Origin of the sequence: Bremerella sp. TYQ1, assembly GCF_020150455.1 — a bacterium.
Classification (GTDB): domain Bacteria; phylum Planctomycetota; class Planctomycetia; order Pirellulales; family Pirellulaceae; genus Bremerella; species Bremerella volcania_A.
Genome location: NZ_CP083740.1, coordinates 5,437,979 through 5,457,912, shown reverse-complemented (window position 1 = coordinate 5,457,912; position 19,934 = coordinate 5,437,979). Strand labels below are relative to the sequence as shown.

General features: G+C 50.8%; 16 protein-coding genes and 1 pseudogene. 9 read left to right on the top strand and 8 right to left on the bottom strand.

Going from position 1 to position 19,934, the window contains the following annotated elements:
• The first annotated feature begins 120 nt into the window (after positions 1–120).
• Entirely contained in the window at positions 121–594 is a 474-nt protein-coding gene (locus tag LA756_RS22160) for a carboxypeptidase-like regulatory domain-containing protein (RefSeq protein WP_224436905.1), read from the top strand.
• Positions 595–788: 194 nt separating this feature from the next.
• Positions 789–1,766, top strand: a complete 978-nt coding sequence (locus LA756_RS22155; RefSeq protein ID WP_224436904.1) for a DUF1559 domain-containing protein — start codon at positions 789–791, stop codon at positions 1,764–1,766.
• Between the two features lie 547 nt (positions 1,767–2,313).
• Here the strand turns inward: LA756_RS22155 and LA756_RS22150 are convergent.
• From LA756_RS22150 to LA756_RS22130, 5 genes are all read right to left on the bottom strand, one after another.
• Positions 2,314–3,366, bottom strand: a complete 1,053-nt coding sequence (locus tag LA756_RS22150; RefSeq protein WP_224436903.1) for a hypothetical protein — start codon at positions 3,364–3,366, stop codon at positions 2,314–2,316.
• A gap of 359 nt (positions 3,367–3,725) precedes the next feature.
• Positions 3,726–5,312 carry a glycosyltransferase family 39 protein gene (locus LA756_RS22145; RefSeq protein ID WP_224436902.1) on the bottom strand — a complete coding sequence of 529 codons (1,587 nt, stop codon included), beginning with the start codon at positions 5,310–5,312 and terminating at the stop codon, positions 3,726–3,728.
• 65 nt (positions 5,313–5,377) lie between these two features.
• Complete coding sequence (locus tag LA756_RS22140; RefSeq protein WP_224436901.1) at positions 5,378–6,301, bottom strand: glycosyltransferase family 2 protein; 924 nt, start codon at positions 6,299–6,301, stop codon at positions 5,378–5,380.
• Positions 6,298–7,362: an NAD-dependent epimerase/dehydratase family protein gene (locus LA756_RS22135; RefSeq protein WP_224436900.1), complete on the bottom strand. Its 1,065-nt coding sequence runs from the start codon at positions 7,360–7,362 to the stop codon at positions 6,298–6,300. The genes LA756_RS22140 and LA756_RS22135 overlap by 4 nt, the downstream gene beginning before the upstream one ends.
• 67 nt (positions 7,363–7,429) lie before the next feature.
• Positions 7,430–8,488, bottom strand: coding sequence for an NAD-dependent epimerase/dehydratase family protein (locus LA756_RS22130; RefSeq protein WP_224436899.1), 1,059 nt, complete (start codon positions 8,486–8,488; stop codon positions 7,430–7,432).
• An 873-nt stretch (positions 8,489–9,361) separates the two neighbouring features.
• On the opposite strand from LA756_RS22130, the gene LA756_RS22125 reads away from it, so the two are divergent.
• From LA756_RS22125 to LA756_RS22095, 7 genes and pseudogenes are all read left to right on the top strand, one after another.
• On the top strand, positions 9,362–10,468 hold the full coding sequence (locus LA756_RS22125) for a DUF1559 domain-containing protein (protein ID WP_224436898.1): 1,107 nt from the start codon (positions 9,362–9,364) through the stop codon (positions 10,466–10,468).
• 192 nt (positions 10,469–10,660) lie between these two features.
• Positions 10,661–10,900, top strand: a complete 240-nt coding sequence (locus LA756_RS22120; protein WP_224436897.1) for a hypothetical protein — start codon at positions 10,661–10,663, stop codon at positions 10,898–10,900.
• Positions 10,901–11,058: 158 nt separating this feature from the next.
• Positions 11,059–11,823: a hypothetical protein gene (locus LA756_RS22115; protein WP_224436896.1), complete on the top strand. Its 765-nt coding sequence runs from the start codon at positions 11,059–11,061 to the stop codon at positions 11,821–11,823.
• Positions 11,820–13,277 carry an ABC transporter permease subunit gene (locus tag LA756_RS22110; protein ID WP_224436895.1) on the top strand — a complete coding sequence of 486 codons (1,458 nt, stop codon included), beginning with the start codon at positions 11,820–11,822 and terminating at the stop codon, positions 13,275–13,277. The genes LA756_RS22115 and LA756_RS22110 overlap by 4 nt, the downstream gene beginning before the upstream one ends.
• Entirely contained in the window at positions 13,267–14,736 is a 1,470-nt protein-coding gene (locus LA756_RS22105) for a DUF3526 domain-containing protein (RefSeq protein ID WP_224436894.1), read from the top strand. The genes LA756_RS22110 and LA756_RS22105 overlap by 11 nt, the downstream gene beginning before the upstream one ends.
• A 48-nt stretch (positions 14,737–14,784) precedes the next feature.
• Positions 14,785–15,492 carry an ABC transporter ATP-binding protein gene (locus tag LA756_RS22100; protein WP_224436893.1) on the top strand — a complete coding sequence of 236 codons (708 nt, stop codon included), beginning with the start codon at positions 14,785–14,787 and terminating at the stop codon, positions 15,490–15,492.
• Positions 15,493–15,952: 460 nt separating this feature from the next.
• Positions 15,953–16,068, top strand: a pseudogene (locus tag LA756_RS22095) (integrase core domain-containing protein); the annotation flags it as partial.
• Between the two features lie 126 nt (positions 16,069–16,194).
• On the opposite strand, the gene LA756_RS22090 reads toward LA756_RS22095, so the two are convergent.
• The 3 genes from LA756_RS22090 to LA756_RS22080 all read right to left on the bottom strand — a co-directional run bounded on the left by LA756_RS22090 (position 16,195) and on the right by LA756_RS22080 (position 19,903).
• Positions 16,195–17,172, bottom strand: coding sequence for a hypothetical protein (locus LA756_RS22090; protein WP_224436892.1), 978 nt, complete (start codon positions 17,170–17,172; stop codon positions 16,195–16,197).
• Between the two features lie 101 nt (positions 17,173–17,273).
• The gene (locus LA756_RS22085) at positions 17,274–18,443 is read right to left on the bottom strand and encodes a hypothetical protein (RefSeq protein ID WP_224436891.1); all 1,170 of its coding nucleotides are present in this window, start codon (positions 18,441–18,443) and stop codon (positions 17,274–17,276) included.
• Positions 18,444–18,520: 77 nt separating this feature from the next.
• Positions 18,521–19,903: a DUF1552 domain-containing protein gene (locus LA756_RS22080; RefSeq protein WP_224436890.1), complete on the bottom strand. Its 1,383-nt coding sequence runs from the start codon at positions 19,901–19,903 to the stop codon at positions 18,521–18,523.
• Positions 19,904–19,934 lie beyond the last annotated feature (31 nt).

The window sequence follows — 19,934 nt, the reverse complement described above, 5'->3', positions numbered from 1 at the left end:
TGAGTTAACCATTTTGCGCGAACGAACCTTGGGGTGTTGCGGCATGAGCAACTATCTTCGGAGTCTACGCATTAGGTAGCTCAATTCATTTTCCCAAGCGTTCCCGAAATCGGACAGATCATGCCACAAAGCAAGTCGCTTGCAGAATCGACCATCCAGCAATGGGGTGTTGTTTCGACATCTCTGCTGCTTCTTTTCGCCGTTGGTTGCCAGCCATCGATCTCGTATGAAATGGTGCCAGCGACTGGCACCGTTCAACTAGATGGCGAGCCAATTGAAAATGCCAAAGTGGTTTTCCATTCCGAAACCAACCCGCGAGCATTTGGCACAACCGACTCTCAAGGACGGTTTCAGATGAACACCCTCAAGCAAGGCGAAGGAGTCGCGATTGGAGATTTCATCGTCAAGATTGTCTCGACGCAGGAAACGAAAAACAGCTCCGGAAAATCGATCAGCCTATCCCCGCTCTATAGCGAAAACGGTGTCCAAGTGGTCACCGTTGCCCAAGGTGCCCCGAATGATTTCGAGTTTGCATTGAAGAGTCGCCCCGGCAAAAGCGATTACATGTCGGACAATCCTCTCGAAGAACCGTAATCGCTGGATGCCTTTTCGTGCGTCACGGCGCCCCGATTCACTAACCGTAAGAAACGACGATTCTTTTGCGCAAACTGCCCCTGAAGAAACGCCTAGTGATTCGTTAGCCTTACGGTACCTGAAACCCAATTTGCCTGCCCCATCATGCCCCCAGTTCCGTTTTATCATTCCAAGTCATTTCATGAGGGACTCGCATGAATACGAGCCACGCTTTTTTTGCTCGCCAGAAGCGATCTGCTTTTACGCTCGTCGAACTGTTGGTGGTCATCGCAATCATCGGTATCTTAATCGCACTATTGCTGCCAGCGGTTCAACAAGCTCGTGAAGCTGCTCGCCGTATGCAGTGCCAGAACAATCTGAAACAGATGGGTTTGGCAATGCATAATTACCATGACACGAACAATTGCTTTCCCGCCGGTTTCTATCGCCGCTCTTATTCCTACTCGACGTTCTCTGGCCCAGGCTGGGGCTGGGGCACGATGATTCTGCCACAGATTGAACAGAACAATCGCTACGAAGCCTTGCACGTGATGGATCAATTCTGTTCTGACGATGCTGCAGTCTTGGAGTACTCGCAGCCACCGATCGAAGCGTATCGCTGTCCGAGTGCCCCAGGCGACGACCTCAACGATGCGTTCAAGAACTCGGACTCCGAACCTTCGCACGGCATTTCGAGCTACAAGGGCGTCTTTGGCGATCTGAACACGCAGTACAATTACTCCGGTGACGATTGCAGCTACTACGCTGGAAGTTGCATTAACGGTGGCAACGGAATGTTCTCGGCCAACAGTGCTACCAAGTTCCGCGATGTGACTGATGGAACCACAAACACGGTCATGATCGGCGAAGTCCCCAGCGGCCCTAATGGTACGCGAGACTCGTCGGATGACTTGATCGACTACAAAGGGGCTGTTTGGGTTGGGGTAACTCTGGGCGGTGCCAGCAGCAATGTTGCAACCCACCAAACGTTGCGTGGCGTAACAAGCGGTGGCTCAACAAGCACCGTCTATAAGATCAACGGGTCGAACGCCTATTCTTTCGGTTCCCATCATCCTGGTGGAGCTCAGTTCGTTTTGAGCGATGGCAGCGTTCGTTTCTTCACCGAAAACATGGATGGCGCTTCGGTGAATCGAATCTCCAATAAAGAAGATGGCGAAGTCATCACCAACTAAGCTTCGTCCCAATCCCTAAGCAAAAACGAAAAGCGATAGCGAGCTCAACTCGCTGTCGCTTTTTTACATGCAATCAGCAAAGCGGAAGGAGCGCACTTGATTTTCGCCACTTCCTTTAATTCGAAGTAACGGATTGCCAGCTTAGGCCAATTCAAACGCCAATTCATTTCTCGCTGCTGCTCGACCGCCTCCCGCTAACTCGAAATCATAAAGATCGATCGCGTCTTAAAGTGTACTTTCGTCTACTCCAAAGCATTGACACGATTTTCGATCAATTCATCCCATGTCACGAATACTATGTAGCAAAGAGGCAATGAATCTACCTCGAAGAACTGACCTCGTCGCCAATGGTATCCGATCTACGGCGTGAGACACTATGTCGCCTGGAGTTCCATCGTCCGATAAGGCTTCACGCTTCATCCCCAATGCCAATTCGTAGCTAAACGCGTATAAGCAAGCTCGGTAGGATAAACGTAGAACTCAAGCCAAGTCTACTCGGGGAAACCAATCGTACACAAGACTTAAAGATTAAACTCGATGCGGTGATTCATTTCGCATATTTGGCTTTTGTCGACGCGTTAAATTTCTTGAGATCATCATCGCACGTATGGTTCTCGAACTCGTAGTTCCACGGTTCGATGTACCGCATCCCTAGCTCTTTTGCCTGTTGAAAGACTAAAGTGTAGTCGCCATTTGGAAAACGATGTTTCTGATCAGAGCGGCCGATTACCTGGCCATAAAGGTCGCCGTCGTAGTTCTTTAGTAGAGCGATCAGCTTTGCCTGGTATTCCGTTTTACCTGAGATCCACCACATGCCGATCCCGACACGGTCTTGATACTTCGTCTTCTGAAACTCCTCTATAATTCGAGCCGGAATCTCGGCACTGCGAAAGAGTTCGTGCAATTCAAACGCGACTGCTTTGTCGGGAAATGCCTCCATCACACTTTGCGTGGCATCGGCTGAGGCTTGCACCCAGACATCTCCAAATTTCTCTTCACCGTTTCGTTCTCGCGAATCGATACCGGCCGCTTTGAACAGTGTTTCCGTTGCTACCCCGTTGAAGTGCCCTTCAATTCCATTGCTGGTCATCTGCGGGACATAGACAAGTTTTAGTCTCGGGTCAGAGGCATATTGTTTGCCCACCCCCTTTAACATCTCCTTCAGCCGACGTTGCACTACTGGATCCCAGTACTTTGGCATCTCGACGGGATTACCACGAAACGCCATCGAAAACGTTTTTACGTGTAGCTCGGAAACTAACCACTCAGGCGAAAGTGAGCGAGGACGTCGCCTGCCTTGGGGGATACTTTCACGTTTATCCACGGAAGTCCAACCGCCGTGAATTGCCAGTGTCCAATTCATTTCCGGCTTGAGTAAACGAACCTGGCGTTCGATGGCCGTAAAATCGAATCGCCCTGGCTCCGGCTCGATCTCTGACCAGGTAACTCGAACGAGCCCCCCCTGCATCTGCCCGTGCTGAACGGCCCGGGACGTGATCTGACTGGCATACGTGCCCGTCGGTTTCTCAACTTCCTTTCCCAAGGAAACAGAAACGATCAGGCAAACCATAAGAAGCGGTAGTAGTTGCGTCGTTTTCATGGAGGTATTAACTCCACAAAGCGTTCAAGGTTTCGCCGCCAATTTATTCGACTTGGGAAACTCCCCTTTCCGTCTGTCTACAAACGCGACATCACGCCGTACCGCTCAATGGCCCTGCCGCTGGCAAGACCTAAAGAATTCTGTGCCTGGATTCATCGACTGCATTTTATAAGTTTTTCTAAAAACATCGCGATGATGGCAAACGATAGCTTCGTCTTCTAAAGATTTAAATAGCCCCTAGAAGCCGATGGGTTTCACTCTCAGATCCAGGAGAAATGGTCTACTACGTTAGCCGGTACATTCATGACTATTTAGCAAAGACTTCCTGAATACCTTCAGTCATTCAACCGGCGATTGATTTACTCTTGCTTGGCTTTGGTTTTGTTTAAGTCAAAAATGACGTACTTACCATCACCGCCGGTCGACATCTCGAAGTTCTCAGAAAGGTATTGAAGGATTTGTTGTTCGCCGCGAACACGTTCGGTCATGATGACAACGAAATGAGTTGCTCCATCCCTTCTGAAGTTCTCTAGCCGTGTTGTATCAGATTCCACTTTTTCGCCAGCAGCTTCCTGCAGCTTTAGATCGCCACCATGGGGCCAATGGTGTGCATCTAGATAGCTGTGATATTTAAGTCCCCTGGCGTAATCTTCCGTAATTGCCACAACGTTGCCTCCGACACCAACCGACTGACCAATCTGAGCATACTCTCGCTCAGTAAGCGGCGCGTAAAAGGTATGAATTTCAGGACCCGCCGAAAAGCCAACCAACGTTAACCAGCCTGCAAGCAACATGATTCCAACCGCAGTGCTAGTTTTCCGCTCCGTTAGTTGGAATAACCCATCTATCAATGGACAGAGGCAAATGCTCACCAGAGGAATTAGCACAGCACAATAGTAACTGTGACTCATGCTTCGGTAGTTGGTTGCGATGACGAACGTCATGTATCCCGCAAGCAAACCGACATAAAGCCATCGCCATCGGTCACTACTAGCCAACACGATACCTAAGGCAACAAACAGAAGAATTGCCCATCCATAGTAATCCTCTAAGTATTGAATCCATTGTCCCCATAAGATCATATCCCCAAGCATTCCCGGCACAAAAGATACGCCCTGCTGCCCGGGGCAAATGACTTGGATCCAGAAAAAGCTAGGCACCGCGCAAAGAATACCGAACACATACCAGCGGGGATCAGACAAGAGGCGTTTGAGGCCCACTTCCGTCAATCCTAACCCTGTAAACGCGGCACATAGTGGAAAAAGCATAAACCCAGGTTTCGCGAGCAAAAGCAAACCGCAAACCGATCCCAACCAAACCGTTTGCCGCCAGGCGCTGGGATAACCAGATTGAATAAGAAGCCAAAGTGCCCACAAAAACGTGGCAATCATTAGAGGCTCAGGTTGAAACGTCCGCGATACGATTAAGCCCATCGGGCAATTCATGTAGAAACCAACCACAACCATCTGAGTGATCGGATTTGACGTTAAGCGAAGGACAATCAGAAACAACGCCACGCCACCAACTAGCCACACAATTGTTGAGAAATAGGTCGAAACATGGGGCGATTCTTCACCCATCGCGAGATAGGCCAAAGCGGTAATCGACTCGTTAACAGGTGGCTCGTAGACTTGCTCTTTGGACACCTCGCGATGGTAGATTCGCTCCTTGGTCGATTGTTGAGAGGAAGGGGCCATCGCCAAATAGATGTCTCGGGCGCGTAATGCCGATGTGTACTGCCGCATCACGTGATAGGTGGACGGCCACCGATCGCAACTTTCGACACGCTGCCAAGCCCCCCAAACCACAAGCCAAGCCAGAGCGGCATAGGCAAATACCTGAATCCAATCGTCGGCTTGCGAGATAATTGGAGATGAAGCACTATCCACCGTCGATTCTGAAGCGTTGATCTCCTGCGACTTTGATCCCTTCTTTTTTGACTTCATTACTCTGTTGTTTCTTTGGATTCAATTTCGGTGAAAAAGCGGCTTAGCGTTCGTATTGTTGCAGATCAATGACGGCTTCCTTCACCGATCGGCAGGTCCCTGTCGGAGGGGTCGTCAGAGGAATGTTCGGTCGTATCGTTCGACGAGGAATCGTCGCGATCGCCTGGAGCACGAACATTCGAGTGAGAGCTCGATTCGATTTGTCGCCGGTAGTCTCCGCGACTGAAGTATTTCTCCAGCCAGACGTACATCGTGATAAAAAAATAACGGCTCCCCATTTCACGGATTTTGAGCTTAGCAAATCCCGTTCGCCGATTTCGCCAGGTGATCGGAATAATTGTCCACGTGTACCCACGGACGATCGCCTTGAGTGGCAACTCAACGGTCAGATTAAAGTGAGGTGCCAAGAGGGGGCGACAGCCATCGATCACTTCACGGCGATACGCTTTAAAAGCATTCGTCGTATCGTTCAACTTGATGCGAAAGACCACTTTGATAAACAAGTTGGCCATCCGGTTTAACATCCACTTGATGGTCGGGTAATCAATGACCCCTCCACCCTTGATGAAGCGGCTTCCAAAAACGCACTCATACCCCTCATTAAGTTTCTTCCAGTACACCACAACATCGCGGCAGTCATCTGACTCGTCCGCCATCATGATTACCACTGCATCGCCGGTGTAGTGCTGCAAACCATATTGGATTGCCCGGCCGAATCCGTGTGGCCCAGGATTACTCACCGGCTTAACTTCCGGAATCTCAAGAGCAACTTTCTGCAAAATCTCCCATGTGCGGTCAGTGCTTCCATCATCAACGACCACGATTTCATGAGGAACATTTTGAAGTCGCAATTCCAAGTGCAGATGCTCTACAGTAGACGAAATACACCCCTCCTCGTCACGAGCGGGAATGATCACTGAGAGTTTACTGAGTGTATTCATAGTGGAATTTACGAGGGCTTGGAATTTACGAAGCGATGCATCAATCAATCGGCAACCATGTCCAGCCAGTCAGGATGAGACTGAGCGAAGTCTGCTATTTGATTCAACAGCTTATCGAGGGAAATGTTCGGTCGAAAATTCCAAACGCGTTTGGCCAGGGTCGAATCTAGCACCATCCAAGGAATGTCAAACTTGCGCGGCGTTCCGTCCGCCTGAACTTGGTGAGGTCCCAACTTTTGCTCGCACCAGCGGCTCAAATTGTATAACGAAATCGAATTTTCTATACCTCCGGACAAGTTGAATATGCGCTGATCAGGCATGCCTGAAAATTCCATCTGTTTTTCTAAGACGGGCGATACGTCCAGCGGCGAGAGAGCCGAACGGACTTGAATTCCAGCTCCTTCATAGCCCAAGTAACGTAGGGGTTTACGTGCTTGCCAAGAGTGGATCCAAAAACTAAAGATTCCTTGCTCGGCGCGTCCAAACTGCCCAGGCCCTGCCATCACGTCACAGCGATTGATCCACACTGGAAACTCGAAAGTACTTCCGTATTCCAACGCCAACGTTTCCGATGCAAGCTTCGTGGTCCCATAAAGGGAAAGAGGTGGAGTCGTTGAGAATTTCTCACTTACCCCTTCCGCGGAAAGTCCAAACGGAATGCTCGCACCGAAGTCAGGTCGGCAAGCTCCATCTTCAACGACGAGATTTAGCTTCGTTAAAGGTTCAATGGAATAAACGCGGCTCGTGCTCAAGAGAATGAAACCTGCTTGAACTCGGCGGCAATACTCAAGCAGGTTGATCGTACCCAGGAGATTGTGTTCAACCAGTTGACGGCTATTGCTGCGTCCGTCGACCCCGGCCAACACGGTGGGGTTAGCCGACGCATCAATCACGAAGTCGACTTTAGGAAGATCCTGCAAGTCACTGGCACACCTGATATCTCCATGAACGAGCTGAACGCCACGCTTGCGCAAATCATTGCGATTAAGCTCGCTCCCCAGTCGGCTGAGATTATCCAGGCCAACGATTTCGAAGTCTGAAGCTTCCAACCAGGCCTTAGCTATCGTGCTACCAACAAAACCACAAACGCCAGTAATCAGAAGTCTCATTGAATCCTCAACACCTAGGCGCTGTCACTCCTTGACCTCGGGAGCAATCAATGTTCCGCAGGAAGTCCTATGCTGTCGCCAAACGTTTGCGCCAACTATCCACAATTTGTACTAGCGACATTTTCAGTGAAATGCTCACCTCCCAATCGGGATAGTGGCTTTTGATCTTGGACAAGTCACTGTAATAGCAAATGTGATCGCCAATGCGGTTCTGTTCAGAATAGCTGTAAACTTGCTGAATTCCAGTCAATTCTTCCGTCTGCACGAATGCCTCTAAGATCGAGCAAGAGTTTTCTTTCCCTCCACCCAGATTGTACACCTCGCCAGATCGTGGCTTGGCCGCAAACGCTTCAACAAACTTTGCAATGTCGAGAGGATGAATGTTGTCGCGGACTTGCTTACCATGATAGCCAAAAACCGTGTAGTGTTTCTGAGTCAAATTGCATTTGACGAGATAACTCAGAAAGCCGTGCAATTGAACGCCGGAATGGGCAGGCCCAGTAACACAGCCTGCTCGAAGACAACACGTCGGCATACCGAAGTAGCGACCATACTCTTGAACCATAAGATCTGCGGCAGCTTTCGACGCCCCGAACAGTGAATGGGTACATTGGTCAATCGGCAGCGATTCAGGCACCCCTAGCTGGAATTTCTCGTCCGCGTAGTCAAAGCGTTCAGCTGATTCCTGAAGAGGAATGGTATTGGGCCGGTCACCATAGACTTTGTTGGTAGACATAAACACAAATGGCGAATCAGGACAAACCCGCCGGACCGACTCCAACAAGTTGAGCGTACCAACTGCGTTCGTATCAAAATCGTCGAAAGCAATCGCCGCGGCTCGATCATGCGAAGGCTGAGCTGCCGTGTGAACGATCAAATCAGGCTTGACCTGCTGGATCAGCTGAAGCACCTCATCCCGATCTCGAATATCCAGTTCGTGATGTTGAAAGCTATCAATCGTTCGCGTCAGCTGTTCCTGATTCCATCGGGTATCTCCTTCAGGCCCAAAGAAAACGGCCCGTTGATTGTTGTCTACGCCATGGACCGAATACCCGATTCCACCAAAGTACCGACACACTTCTGATCCAATTAATCCAGAAGAACCTGTCACGAGTATCGTCTGCATATTTTCTGACTTAAAAGCGAAGCCAATCGGCTGAAACAAACTTGGTCAGCTTGAAATGGATCTCGCCGCGATGGAATCGGTAAATGGAGGAAAAAGGCGTGATGAGAATCTCCCTGTCCTTCATTGCACAGAAAGCGTCAACATTCCCCAATAGGCGTTTTAGGCCATGCCGTTTCACAATGCAAGAATCGATGTAGCTCAAGCAAGGACAAACACAACGGCAAAACAAGTTACTTCTTTGCTTAAGAATTCTAACAGGAATGTCATCACGAGACGCTTTCAAAGATCGTTCTAGTAGCTTCACTAAAAAGAAAACGAGTCATGCGCGATGTCTTTCGGGCGACTAAAAACGAGCCCCACCGCTAATCATCGGTAGGGCAATGCAAATACGATACTTGCGTGAATAATCCTTCTTGAAACTTGAGCATTAGACTTGAATGCCGACGAATCAGGCACGCCAGTAGAGGACTGACTCCGCGGTTTTCGTAAATGCCACAACCGGTTCTTTGGACGGTTCCAGAATCGTGCACCTAATGGCCGCCCAGTTTGCGTCTCTTAACCTATCGATGTAGGGCCTATACGATCAGTTCTCAATGAGTGAATGTTCGACAGGTCGATTAGTAAGCCGCTTTACCAAGCAAGTGACACAGGCCAAATATTAGGATAGATCTGATATCACCATCTTAGTCGAATTCACGCGAGCTCCCCGAAGGCAAAATCCTTAAAACAAACACACTGCAACTTACTTGCAGTTACCCGTTGACAGCAGGTACACCGACACCCTATTCTGGGGAACGACGATCATTCGTCGCTTTCTCTCCCCTTAAAGCCTGCCCACATAACGTGCGTAACTGCAAGAGTTCTATGTTTGCCATGAGATTTAGCTTTCGACACGATCGTAAACGAGCGAACCTTCAAGTCGGTTTTACTTTGGTGGAACTGTTAGTTGTCATCGCAATCATCGGTATTTTGATGTCGCTCCTACTTCCCGCCGTCCAGCAGGCCCGGGAAGCAGCACGGCGGATGCAATGCACCAACAACCTGAAGCAAATCGGGTTGGCCATGCATAATCATCTGGACATTTACGATTCGTTTCCAGGCAACTCGCCTTCGGGGAAATACAACACATCTCTGTATCGGATCTTGCACAGTCTGGACCCGGCACTTGCCCAACATTTGCCTGCCGAAGAGGCATGGTGGGGAGACTTTTCCGCTGCCCATATGGAAATCGCCAAAACGACCGTTCCGACGTTTCTGTGCCCTTCGGATCCAGTGCAAAGTACGCACGGGTGGTTTGGTACCTATGGAGATGTGAACTACGTGGGAAATTTTGGCTGGCCGCGAAATGCCACGGGAGTGAACGGTGAGCGTGCCATGTCAGCAAATGAATGGCCCAAGCCGAACGGAATGCTGGGAATTGACTACAACTTCAACTCATCCAATAGTGCCGCAGCAAAGGGCGACCCTACCATTAAACTCAAGCCACGCGACGTAACTGATGGCCTGAGTAATACGGCTGCGTACAGCGAATTTTTGAAGAATGACGGAGCGCTCTACTTGGACGCAAGCGTACCCGATACTCGAGTTATCTATGAAGGGCCATCAGATACCGGCCCCGAAACTTTGCCCGCACTCAGAGATGTGTGCATGAGCCTTCCTATCGAGAAACGCGATTCTCTCTCAACGAGCATCGGGGCTCGCTGGCTGGACGCGCACTACGGTTCAGTGATGTCCTACAATCACCTGATGACGCCAAATACGCGAGCGTGCTATTTCGATATCGGCGGTGGCGGGGGTTGGGCGGACAAAGTCCACGAGTGGGACGGCGACAGTGGAGCATCCGCGAGTAGCGCTCACCCAGGAGGTGTCAACGTTCTACTGGGAGATGGTTCGGTACGATTTGTCGCCGAAACGCTCGACACGATCACCTGGTGGGCACTTGGCTCGCGGAATGACGGAATGGTCTTAGGCGAGTATTAGGCCGAACTACAAGTTCCGTGCATTGAAAGTGGCCATTTCCAAAGAGATGATCACTTGCGATGCCAAATGAAAACCCGCCCGACCTCGTGTGGTGATCTTTATTGAGTCCACGGTGGCTAGAAATTGTCAGGGGTCTATCGTCTAGCGAGTAGGCACACTGATGCTTCTCTCGTTACACCAAGAAATACTTCTATGAGAACTCTTGCATCAAGTTTACTGACTCTCATTTTGCTTTCGGGATGTGGACCGTCCGAAGAAGTCCTAGATAAGCAAGATGAAAAGTGGGAAGCAACCTTGGAAGAACAGATGGTTGATCCACCCGGGATGTCTGGTCGTGACAAAGAAGCGCGTCGACTGCGGCTCCAGCTACAGTACGGCCCAGAGGCCGTCGAGCGGTACGACCAAAAGAATCGCGAGAAAGCCTCAAAATAAGCCACGCGAGCGAAAAGAAAACGGCGGAAACGCTCCTACGCTATTTTGTAACGCTTGCTTGTGCCTGAGTCTTTGTCGAAATCCGCAATTGAATGGAACACAGTGCGGAACAGACCATTTCGCGAAAGAGCCCCTTAGACTTTGAGACGGAATCGATCGTGCCACAAGTAACTGATTCAGAGGAAGCTAAATCAACGGACGATATTGTGATTCGCAGTCCACTGTCGCCGGCATGTGCTGTCGCCTTCATACTTATCGCAGGACTACTAGGCGCAGGCCTTGCTGTCATGTCTGCAAACGCATTTTCGTTTGGAGACTTGGCATCCATTGCTGCCGGAGAAAACCCTCCACGTGACGAATCGTTGTACATAGCATCCCTGATGAAATGGCAAGCCTATGCGAATGCTCTATTAACTGGAGTTGGATTGTCTCTACTGATACTCTTCGCCTCTTGGGGACTTAATGCGATCTCGCGAGACTCGACTCACAAGTGGCCTTCCAAGCCAATTCGATCTCTTTTCCTTGCGGTGACTATTGGTGGGGTCTGCCTGATGATGGCCTGTATGGCATTTCGGATGCATCAAGTCGGGACCCAGAATCTGATAACGGCTGTGTTGATTCATGCATTGGTCTGGTCGGGGCTAGGGCTTATCGTCGCTCATTCAATGCAGCGGTCGCACCGGGCAGGGCAGAGTATTCCTTTATCGGTTCTGGGGGGTTGCCTATGGGGTGCAAGCTTTCCGGTTCTGGTGGCATTAATTGATCCCGGTGCCTATGTCGAGCGTCTATTTGCAGGAAACGGGTTGATCGGCATGTGGGGTGGAGTCGGTTCTGTTGTTTTGCTCACAGCTGGCTTTCTGGGGAATACGCGTGCCCCGAAGAAAGCAGCCGACGATGAGCAGGCATGTGAGGTGACACCATGAATCGTTTCGGAGAAGAACCAAGACGACTCCTGACCCTGATCAAGCATGAGTTTCACACCTACAAGGCTGAGCGGTGGATACTCGTCAGTTGCCTGGCGTTGTTCTGCATTCTTGCCGCCGAATTCATTTTCGCAGCACGTGCATATCGTGAGATCAAAGTCTCAACAGAAGTTGCTCAAGCAGCGGCCCATGAAAATTGGCTGAACCAAGGAGATCGTGACCCACATGGGGCCGCCCATCATGGCACGTATCTGTACTCGCCGGTGTCACCACTGGCAGGTGTCGATCCGGGAATGACACCCCATCTTGGTTCTACGCTTCGGATCGAGGCACATGTTCGACACCATCTAACGAATGCGGCGGATTCCGATTGGTGCAACCCGATACGACAAACGTTCCGTAGCCCAGCCACAATCGTCTATGCCACGATCCCGCTTCTGGCAATTGCTGTCGGCTTCGCCTCCATATCGCAAGAGAGGGCATCGGGCACACTTTCTATGATTTTAGTCCAGGGAGTCCCTTGGAGAGCTTTACTACTCGGCAAAGTCGTGGCCGCGACCAGTTTGATCATGTTGACCATCTCTCCCTTTTTTTTAAGCATTGCGTATCACCTTTATGCCAGTTTCAGCTTGCCGAATTCGGAAACGTTGGGTAGCAATATCTTCGCTCGGTCGGTGCTGATGTGCCTTGCCACATTGATTTATGTGGTGATTTGGAGTGCCATCTGTACGGCAACTTCTGCACGGGTTCATTCGTCGGGAACGGCCCTCGTCGCACTTCTTGGACTGTGGCTAACAATGGTCTTTCTGCTGCCCACGATTGCCACTCAAGTTGCTTCCGCGACCTACCCGCTACCCTCCCAAGAGACATTTAAGAAGTGGGCAGATGATCGGCAGTACATAGAAAAAGATGGCCAAAGCAAAAGCATATTCATGGCGCTTCACGAAGAGGTCGAACAACAGCTTTTCACGAAATATGGAGTTACCAATAAAAAAGACCTGCCGGTGAACTTCGATGGCGTTTTCATGCAGGAAGCTGAGAAATTCACGGACAAGCTTCATGCCGAGAATGAAGCACGTTTGCGAGTCAATCTTCAACGGCAGGCATGCGTTGTAGATTGCATTGGGGCGATCTCACCGTTTCATAGTATGCGAGGTATGTCGATGGCGTTGACGATGACCGATCTGGTTAGCCATGAACACCTTTCCGACCAGGCCGAAAAGTATCGCCAGCATCTGGTCGCCGTGGTGAATGCGGCCTACGCAATCAAATCCTCACAAAGAAGCAGCGCCGACCAAGGAGGAGGCCTGTGGAAACGAGTCGGAAGATTCGGGTATGAGTTACCCAGTCTGGCGTTCACTTTACGCAGCCAAGGTTGGCGACTTGTGATCCTAACTTGCTGGCTGATCATGGCGATGTGCTTTCTCTGGTGGACTCCTAGTCATGTCACATAGCGCGGTCGAAAAAACATCATCCCAAACTCACTGGTTCACTCTGTTTCAATGGGCGATCCGGCACTTTTGGGCACGAAAACGCAACCGCTGGCTATTGATGACGTTCGCTATCCTCGCTGCAGTTTCTCACGGCCTAGGTGCTGTTCAGGCACTGAAGGTTCGCCAAGAGATATCTGACTTACGTGAAATGGAAGCGGAACGCAACGAAGTATATCGCTCTGCATTTACAACCGACGAACCTAATAATGACGATTCCAAGGCCCAACGGAAGATCAGAACACAGCGAATGATTGCCAAGCTGCCGACATCCCTGGCCTATTCCGGGGGAATCGACAGCGCGTCCTATCTTCCTCGTCCGCTAGCGATCTTGTCGGTTGGTTACAGCGATATTTGGCCCAGTCGATACCGCATCACGGCACACTCGCGACGTCAAAACCTAGAGCGTGAAGACATCGCCAGTCCGTTCCGTCGACTTACCGGGCCATGGGATGCAGCGGCATTCATTTTAATCATTCTTCCACTGACGCTGATCGTGCTAACTTACGATATTGTCTCTAGCGAACAAGAGTTGGGAACGTCGTCCCTTTTACAGCTCAGCGTGAAAGAGATCCGCATCTATTTTCTTTTCCGATTCTTAGTTTGTGGATTGGGCCTGGGAGGACTGCTCATCGGCATCCATGTGTTCACTGCGTTCCTTTTCTCTTCGCCCGCCGCTGTTTCATTGGGGTTATGGTGTGTTTTTGTTGTCGCCTACACCGCATTTTGGCTGGGATTAGCTTGGGCGATAAACGCGCTGAAGATCTCTTCGGTCGCGTCGGTGATGCTGCTTACTTTGCTGTGGGCCCTCCTGACTATCTTGTTCCCGACCACGCTCGCCCGCCTGGCAGAGAAACAATTTCCGGTCATAGAAAACACCTACTTGATTACTCAAGAACGCCTCCTGCGGGAGCAAGCCGAAAACGATTTAAGACGTCTCCTCGATGCATACTATGACACGCATCCCGAGGTGACACGCCCTTCCAAGAAAGAGGATCCTTACGGACAGACGCGTTGGGATGCGATTCGAGAAGAAGTCGACCGACAAATGCAGCCTCTGTTGGCAACTCGGCTTTCACAAATTCAACAACGGAGACTGGTCGTTGAGCGTCTAAGCCTTCTTGATCCTGCGTTAGCCGCCAAGACGGTGATGGACGAACTGGCCGGCACAGGGCTCTATCAGTACGCGACGTTTGCTGAACATGCATTGCACTATGACGAGCAATTTAAAAGCTATTTTCAACCGCTGATGATGCAGCGTGGCGAACTGACCGAGAAATCTTTTGCAGCGATTCCTGCATTTGCCGAGCGGACAGATGATATGCCTCTTCGACTCTCTCTACTTCTGCAATGCAACTTGGCGATTGTCGCGTGGACGGTCGGACTCTTTCTGTTCGGTTGGATCCGCCTACGTAAAGTTTAAGCGATCGGTGACTCGCATCCTTTTTCTAGAACAATATTCGGAGCGGCCATGCTACAAGCAATCGAATTGAGTAAACACTATGGCGATCATGTCGCCTTGGACTGTTTAAACTTAACAGTCGATCCGGGCGAACTGTTTTGCCTTCTGGGAGGCAACGGCGCCGGCAAGTCAACTACGATCAAGCTGTTCATGGATTTCGTATCGGCCACCTCAGGCAGCGCCCTGGTCGACGGAATTGATGTTGCGAAACAACCGAGTCTAGCGCGTAGCCATTTGGCCTACATTCCGGAAATAGTTAATCTTTACCCCTATCTAACTGGACTCGAGAATCTAAAGTTCTTCACTGAGTTGACTGGACGCGAATTCAGCCGAGATGAACTGGAGCTTTTACTTGCTCAAGTGACTTTACCGATGGATGCAATTCGAAAACCAGTCCGTAGTTACTCCAAAGGAATGCGTCAGAAAGTAGGGATTGCAATTGCGATCGCCAAACAAGCCAAAGCCCTGCTCCTGGATGAGCCTACCTCAGGCTTGGACCCTGCCGCGGCGAATCAATTCTCAGAAATTCTTCTGCAGCTTCGAAGCCAAGGAATGGCGATCTTAATGGCAACCCACGACCTATTCAGAGCACGAGACCTGGCAGATCGAATCGGTGTCATGGCCGAGGGAAGCATGGTCGAGGTGGTCTCTGGTAACGAAGTCTCCCACCAGGAATTGGAGGAACTCTACCTTCGTGTGTTTCATGCAGCCAGATGACCAAACGAAGCATTTTTTCAGGCAGCACACGCCCAAAAAAGATCCTTCGCGCAAATCTAATTACTCGACAAGAGCGACCTATCTTCAAAAACGTCTCTTAGCCCCCAAAGCCTGTCGATCAAATCTGACATCAGAGCACTTCCAAGACAGATCCTACTCTAAGTCCTTCTGCGGAAGTCCAAAGAAAAACCCACCTCACCGAAATTGACAAGGTGGGTTTAGTGGGGGCGGCGGGAGGGAAAATCTTTCTGAAAATCGTCGTCACAAGCCCCTATACGGAAGAGACTTACGAATACAGGCATTTCGACCACTAAGACCGAGAAGGACCAAAATCAGATACGGTTTCAGACAGATCAGACTCGCATGGCAATGAACGATGGCGTGCAGATACCGCGGTTTTCAAAAATGACGTAAGGAGATGAATAGATGATCCGTCAGAACTCTGAGGGTAACGTGAGCAGAGTGCCTGAACGAAAATTGGTTCTTTGACTAGAGGACGCCATGGAGAAGATAGAACCCTGGCGATACGCCTACAACCAACACCGACCACATAGCGCCCTGGGCAACCTGGCCCCGGGATCTTCTCACTTTAGCTGGTACAGAAAAGGGAAGCAGGTCAGTCACCATCCGACATACTCCCTGAAAGGCTTAGCTGGGATAGACGTTAGAGAGTGGAATATGCTCTGCAAGCAGGGTGCATTGTTACGGTTCCAACCAAAGACGTGCCAGGCCCGTTACCTGGATGTTTGTGAGGGGGTCGTCGGTAGATAGTTGGACGTGGGTGAGTTTTCCTTTGTTCGAAACGCCAATAACCTTGGCGATCACGGGTTCCGAGCTTGGTTTTCGATCGACCCCAGCCGCGGCGACGCGGACCGTCATTTGTTTTTTCAGATTCTTGGCCAACGCTTGTCCCTCTTGAAATAGTGTGATGTGAAGTTGGTTTTCTTCGACCTGATCGACATAGCCTGGTAGACCTTCCTGGGTCATGCGTTGTGCATGGACTTGCATTTGTTCCGACTGAAATTTCTGCAAGCTTTCGTCGTCGAGGAAAATGTGCCAAGCAATTCGACTGCGTCCTTTGCCCAGACCATGGGTCTTCGCTCGAAGTGCATCTCCGACCTTGACGTCGGTTAATTTCGCTGGTTCACCCTGCTTCCAGAACTTCGTTTCGTCATCGATCTTGAGGATTAGGTTCGTTTCGCGAACGAATGTTTTGTCGAACTTTGCTTGGGTAAATGTGATCTCTTGTTTACTCGCGTCAATTTCGTCGACGAAGTAATACTCACGGTGTCCGTTGAGCATGTTCATTTCGTCTTGGATATAAGTCAGCCAAACCCAATCCCCTTTTTCGTTTTCGTGCATGCGGAAGATAGCTCGCTCGCCGATACGAAAATCTTGAAGGTCCCCATACGTCGCATGATGAAGCAGTTCGGCGTATGGCATCACGGTGAAGTGGAACACCTTGTCGTCCCCCTCCGCGCGAAATGTGCCAGTCCTTGTTTCCAAGTCCATGCTGATCAGCTCCCCCCAGATGCGTCGCATTCGCTCAAACGGAATGATTACTTTGCCTGGCGTGATCTTGCGGACTTGCTTTTCACTGGTGGCGTCTTCCGAAAAGAGGGGAGAGGCGAAGATGAAAAAACTGAGAGCGACGACGGCGACATAGTAGCAAAGTTTCATAGAAATTCGTTCTTGGGAGGATTGGAGGCAGGACGATTTCTCAACACTTCTCGCAGAGAAGACTCACGAAGTTTGTAACAAAAGTAAACAATTCTGCTGGATTACTCACGTCCGTAGTAGCGCTCTTCGCGTGGAAGGGCCACGACCTCCCAGTTCGCGGGATAAAAACGAACGACTCGACCCGGTCGAAATCCTTCCAAGAGCATTCCGCATTTCACGTGAATTTGGACGCCACTGCAGCCGGGCTGCTGCGATATTGAGCTGAATTTGACGATATTGCCCCCTTTGCGGTCGTTCACGGGGTCGTAGGTCATCAGGCTATCTCTGGCAACGCAAATGCCTCCTTTGGGAGCCGATGGGTCATCTTCCGGGTAAGAGAAAGGCCAACCGTGGCGTCTGTCATTGGTTTCCTCTAGTTCATCGAACAGGCTGGAATCGACTCCGTCGAAGAAGGTTATGCTGACAATTCGTTCGTGGTCGTCGACCGCATCGATCCAGCCAGCCAGCCCCCGATCACGGGTGTAGACGCGATGACGGCCTAGCTGTTGTTGGCTCGCTTGCTCTCGGCTCATTTTGTCCAGCCAAAGATCTTCGATACGGCCAGGTCCATAGAGGGTCACCCAGGTTCGATTAAAGAGGACTTCCTGCCCGGCTTGGATCGATTCGAGTGAAGTAAACCCAATCCCCTGAAACACACGAGTACCTTCGGTGAGATCGAACGTGAATTGCTCTCCGACAGGCTTACCATTCTGCTCTAGGGTTGCGGTCAGGGTTTTCTCTTCAAGGCTGACGGCGTCGACTTTCCACAGCATATTTTGACGGGCGTAGAACGAGAAGTCGTCTTCCAAGCGAAAGCAGCGGTTGAAATCCGCGGTTTTGACTTTCTTGCTTCCCTGTTTGGACGAGTCCTTGCCGTTGGCCTCAGTGGGCTTTGCGTAGAAAACCCCGTTGAGATGCGTTCCCAAGGCAATATCTTGAATTGCCGCCGGAGCCCCTTTCAAATAAATGGCACCGTAGGGTAGCATCTGAGCATCCAAGGGAAGATCAAAGCTTCCTCTTTCCTGTGAGTCGTCGCGGTCTACACGGATTTGGAACTTTCGCTCGACATGATCGACCGAGATTAACTCGCCTGAGATGCGGTGACCGGAATTTTCGGGCGGGAACTCTCCGTCTACCAGCTGAAACCACGGCAGCGTTTCATTTGGATTGTCATCCGTGCGAAACTTGCGTGGTTCCTGCGCTCCCAGACCAGCCGCGATGGTCGAAATCATAATAATGGCGCAGAAAAGATATCTCAGCATACTCGCGTTTGCCATTGGAATGTCACACATCACTTCAGGCTGCCAGGTTAAATGAGGATCTCAGAAATCGGTTCGATGCTATCCTGGAACTGATCCACTTCCACGTCCATGCGCTGCAGCATTGTCAGCAGCAGATTGCTCAGCCGTGCGTCGCTGTCGACCGGACGAGAACAGATTCGATAATGGCCTTCGGCATTAGTGACATCGTACTTGCCGATCTTGGGCAAGTTGAAGTCGAGATGTTGGCCATGTTTGATGCCGAGGGCTTTTCCCCCTGCAAGGATCGTCGGTAGATTCGCGTTGCCATGACTATGGCCGTACGCCATACCGCTTCCCCACAAGACCTGCGTCGTATCGAGAAGAGAAACGCCATTATCGTGATGGGCTTTGAGTTGATCGAGGAAGTAACTGTACTGCTCAACCAGGAAGGTATCGGTCGCGGTCAGTCGACGAAGCTGTTCCGGGTCTCCATTATGATGCGAAAGGCCGTGGCGCGTTTGCGAGATTCCAATATCAGGAATCGCTCCGCCGTTCGACTCACTGCAAATCATGCAGGTAATGACTCGTGTGGAATCAGTTCGCAGCGCGAGGACCATCAGATCGAAGAACAAGCGGTAGTATTCCGTGACCTGGCTCATGTCGAGCTTTCGAGTCAGCTTCGCCTCTTCGCTGGGATCAATCTTCGGTTTAGGTATCTCGAGCCATGATTCTGCCCGAGCCGTGCGAACTTCCACCTGGCGTACGGCCGTCAGGTATTCGTCGAGCTTGGAACGATCTTCGGTTCCCAGCTTTCCGAGCACACGATTAGCGTCTTCCGAGACTGCGTCGAGGATACTTCCTCGACGCTTTAATTGACGCCGAACTTCGCTCTTGCTTCGCGACTCGACGCCGAAAAGGCGATTAAACACGGTACGTGTATTGCGTTCAGCTGGAATGGGAATGCCGTCACGCGACCAGGCCAGAGAATGTCCTTCGATCGCGAGCTCCAACGATGCGAAACGAGTAGAGGGTCCATGGACCTCGGCCATCAACTGGTCCGCTGACACCGTGTTACGAAACGCGCCGCCGTCGGCCGGGACATTGGCACCTGTGAGCCATACCTTGTCGCAGTTGTGATGCTTGCCCAGGACCATTGGGTGATGCAGGCCGCTGATCGGCGTCACCTCGGCCCGATGACGCTCAAGCGATTTCATCGGCTCGCTGAATTCGTAGTCGGTGCCTCCCTTTGCGATTTGCCAGGTGAGCGTGTTGACCCCGTTGGGAATGTAGAGAAACACACTCCGCTTTGCTTGGGTAGGAGCCGGACGCGGAGCCGCGTGGAGCACAGGAGATTCCATCGCGTTAAGCAGTGGCAATGCCAATGATACGCCTGCCCCTCGCAGTAGCTGACGCCGATTAATACGCCATCGGTTCGTGTTGATATTGCTCATCGAATCTCACCTGGCAAAACAGTATCAAAAA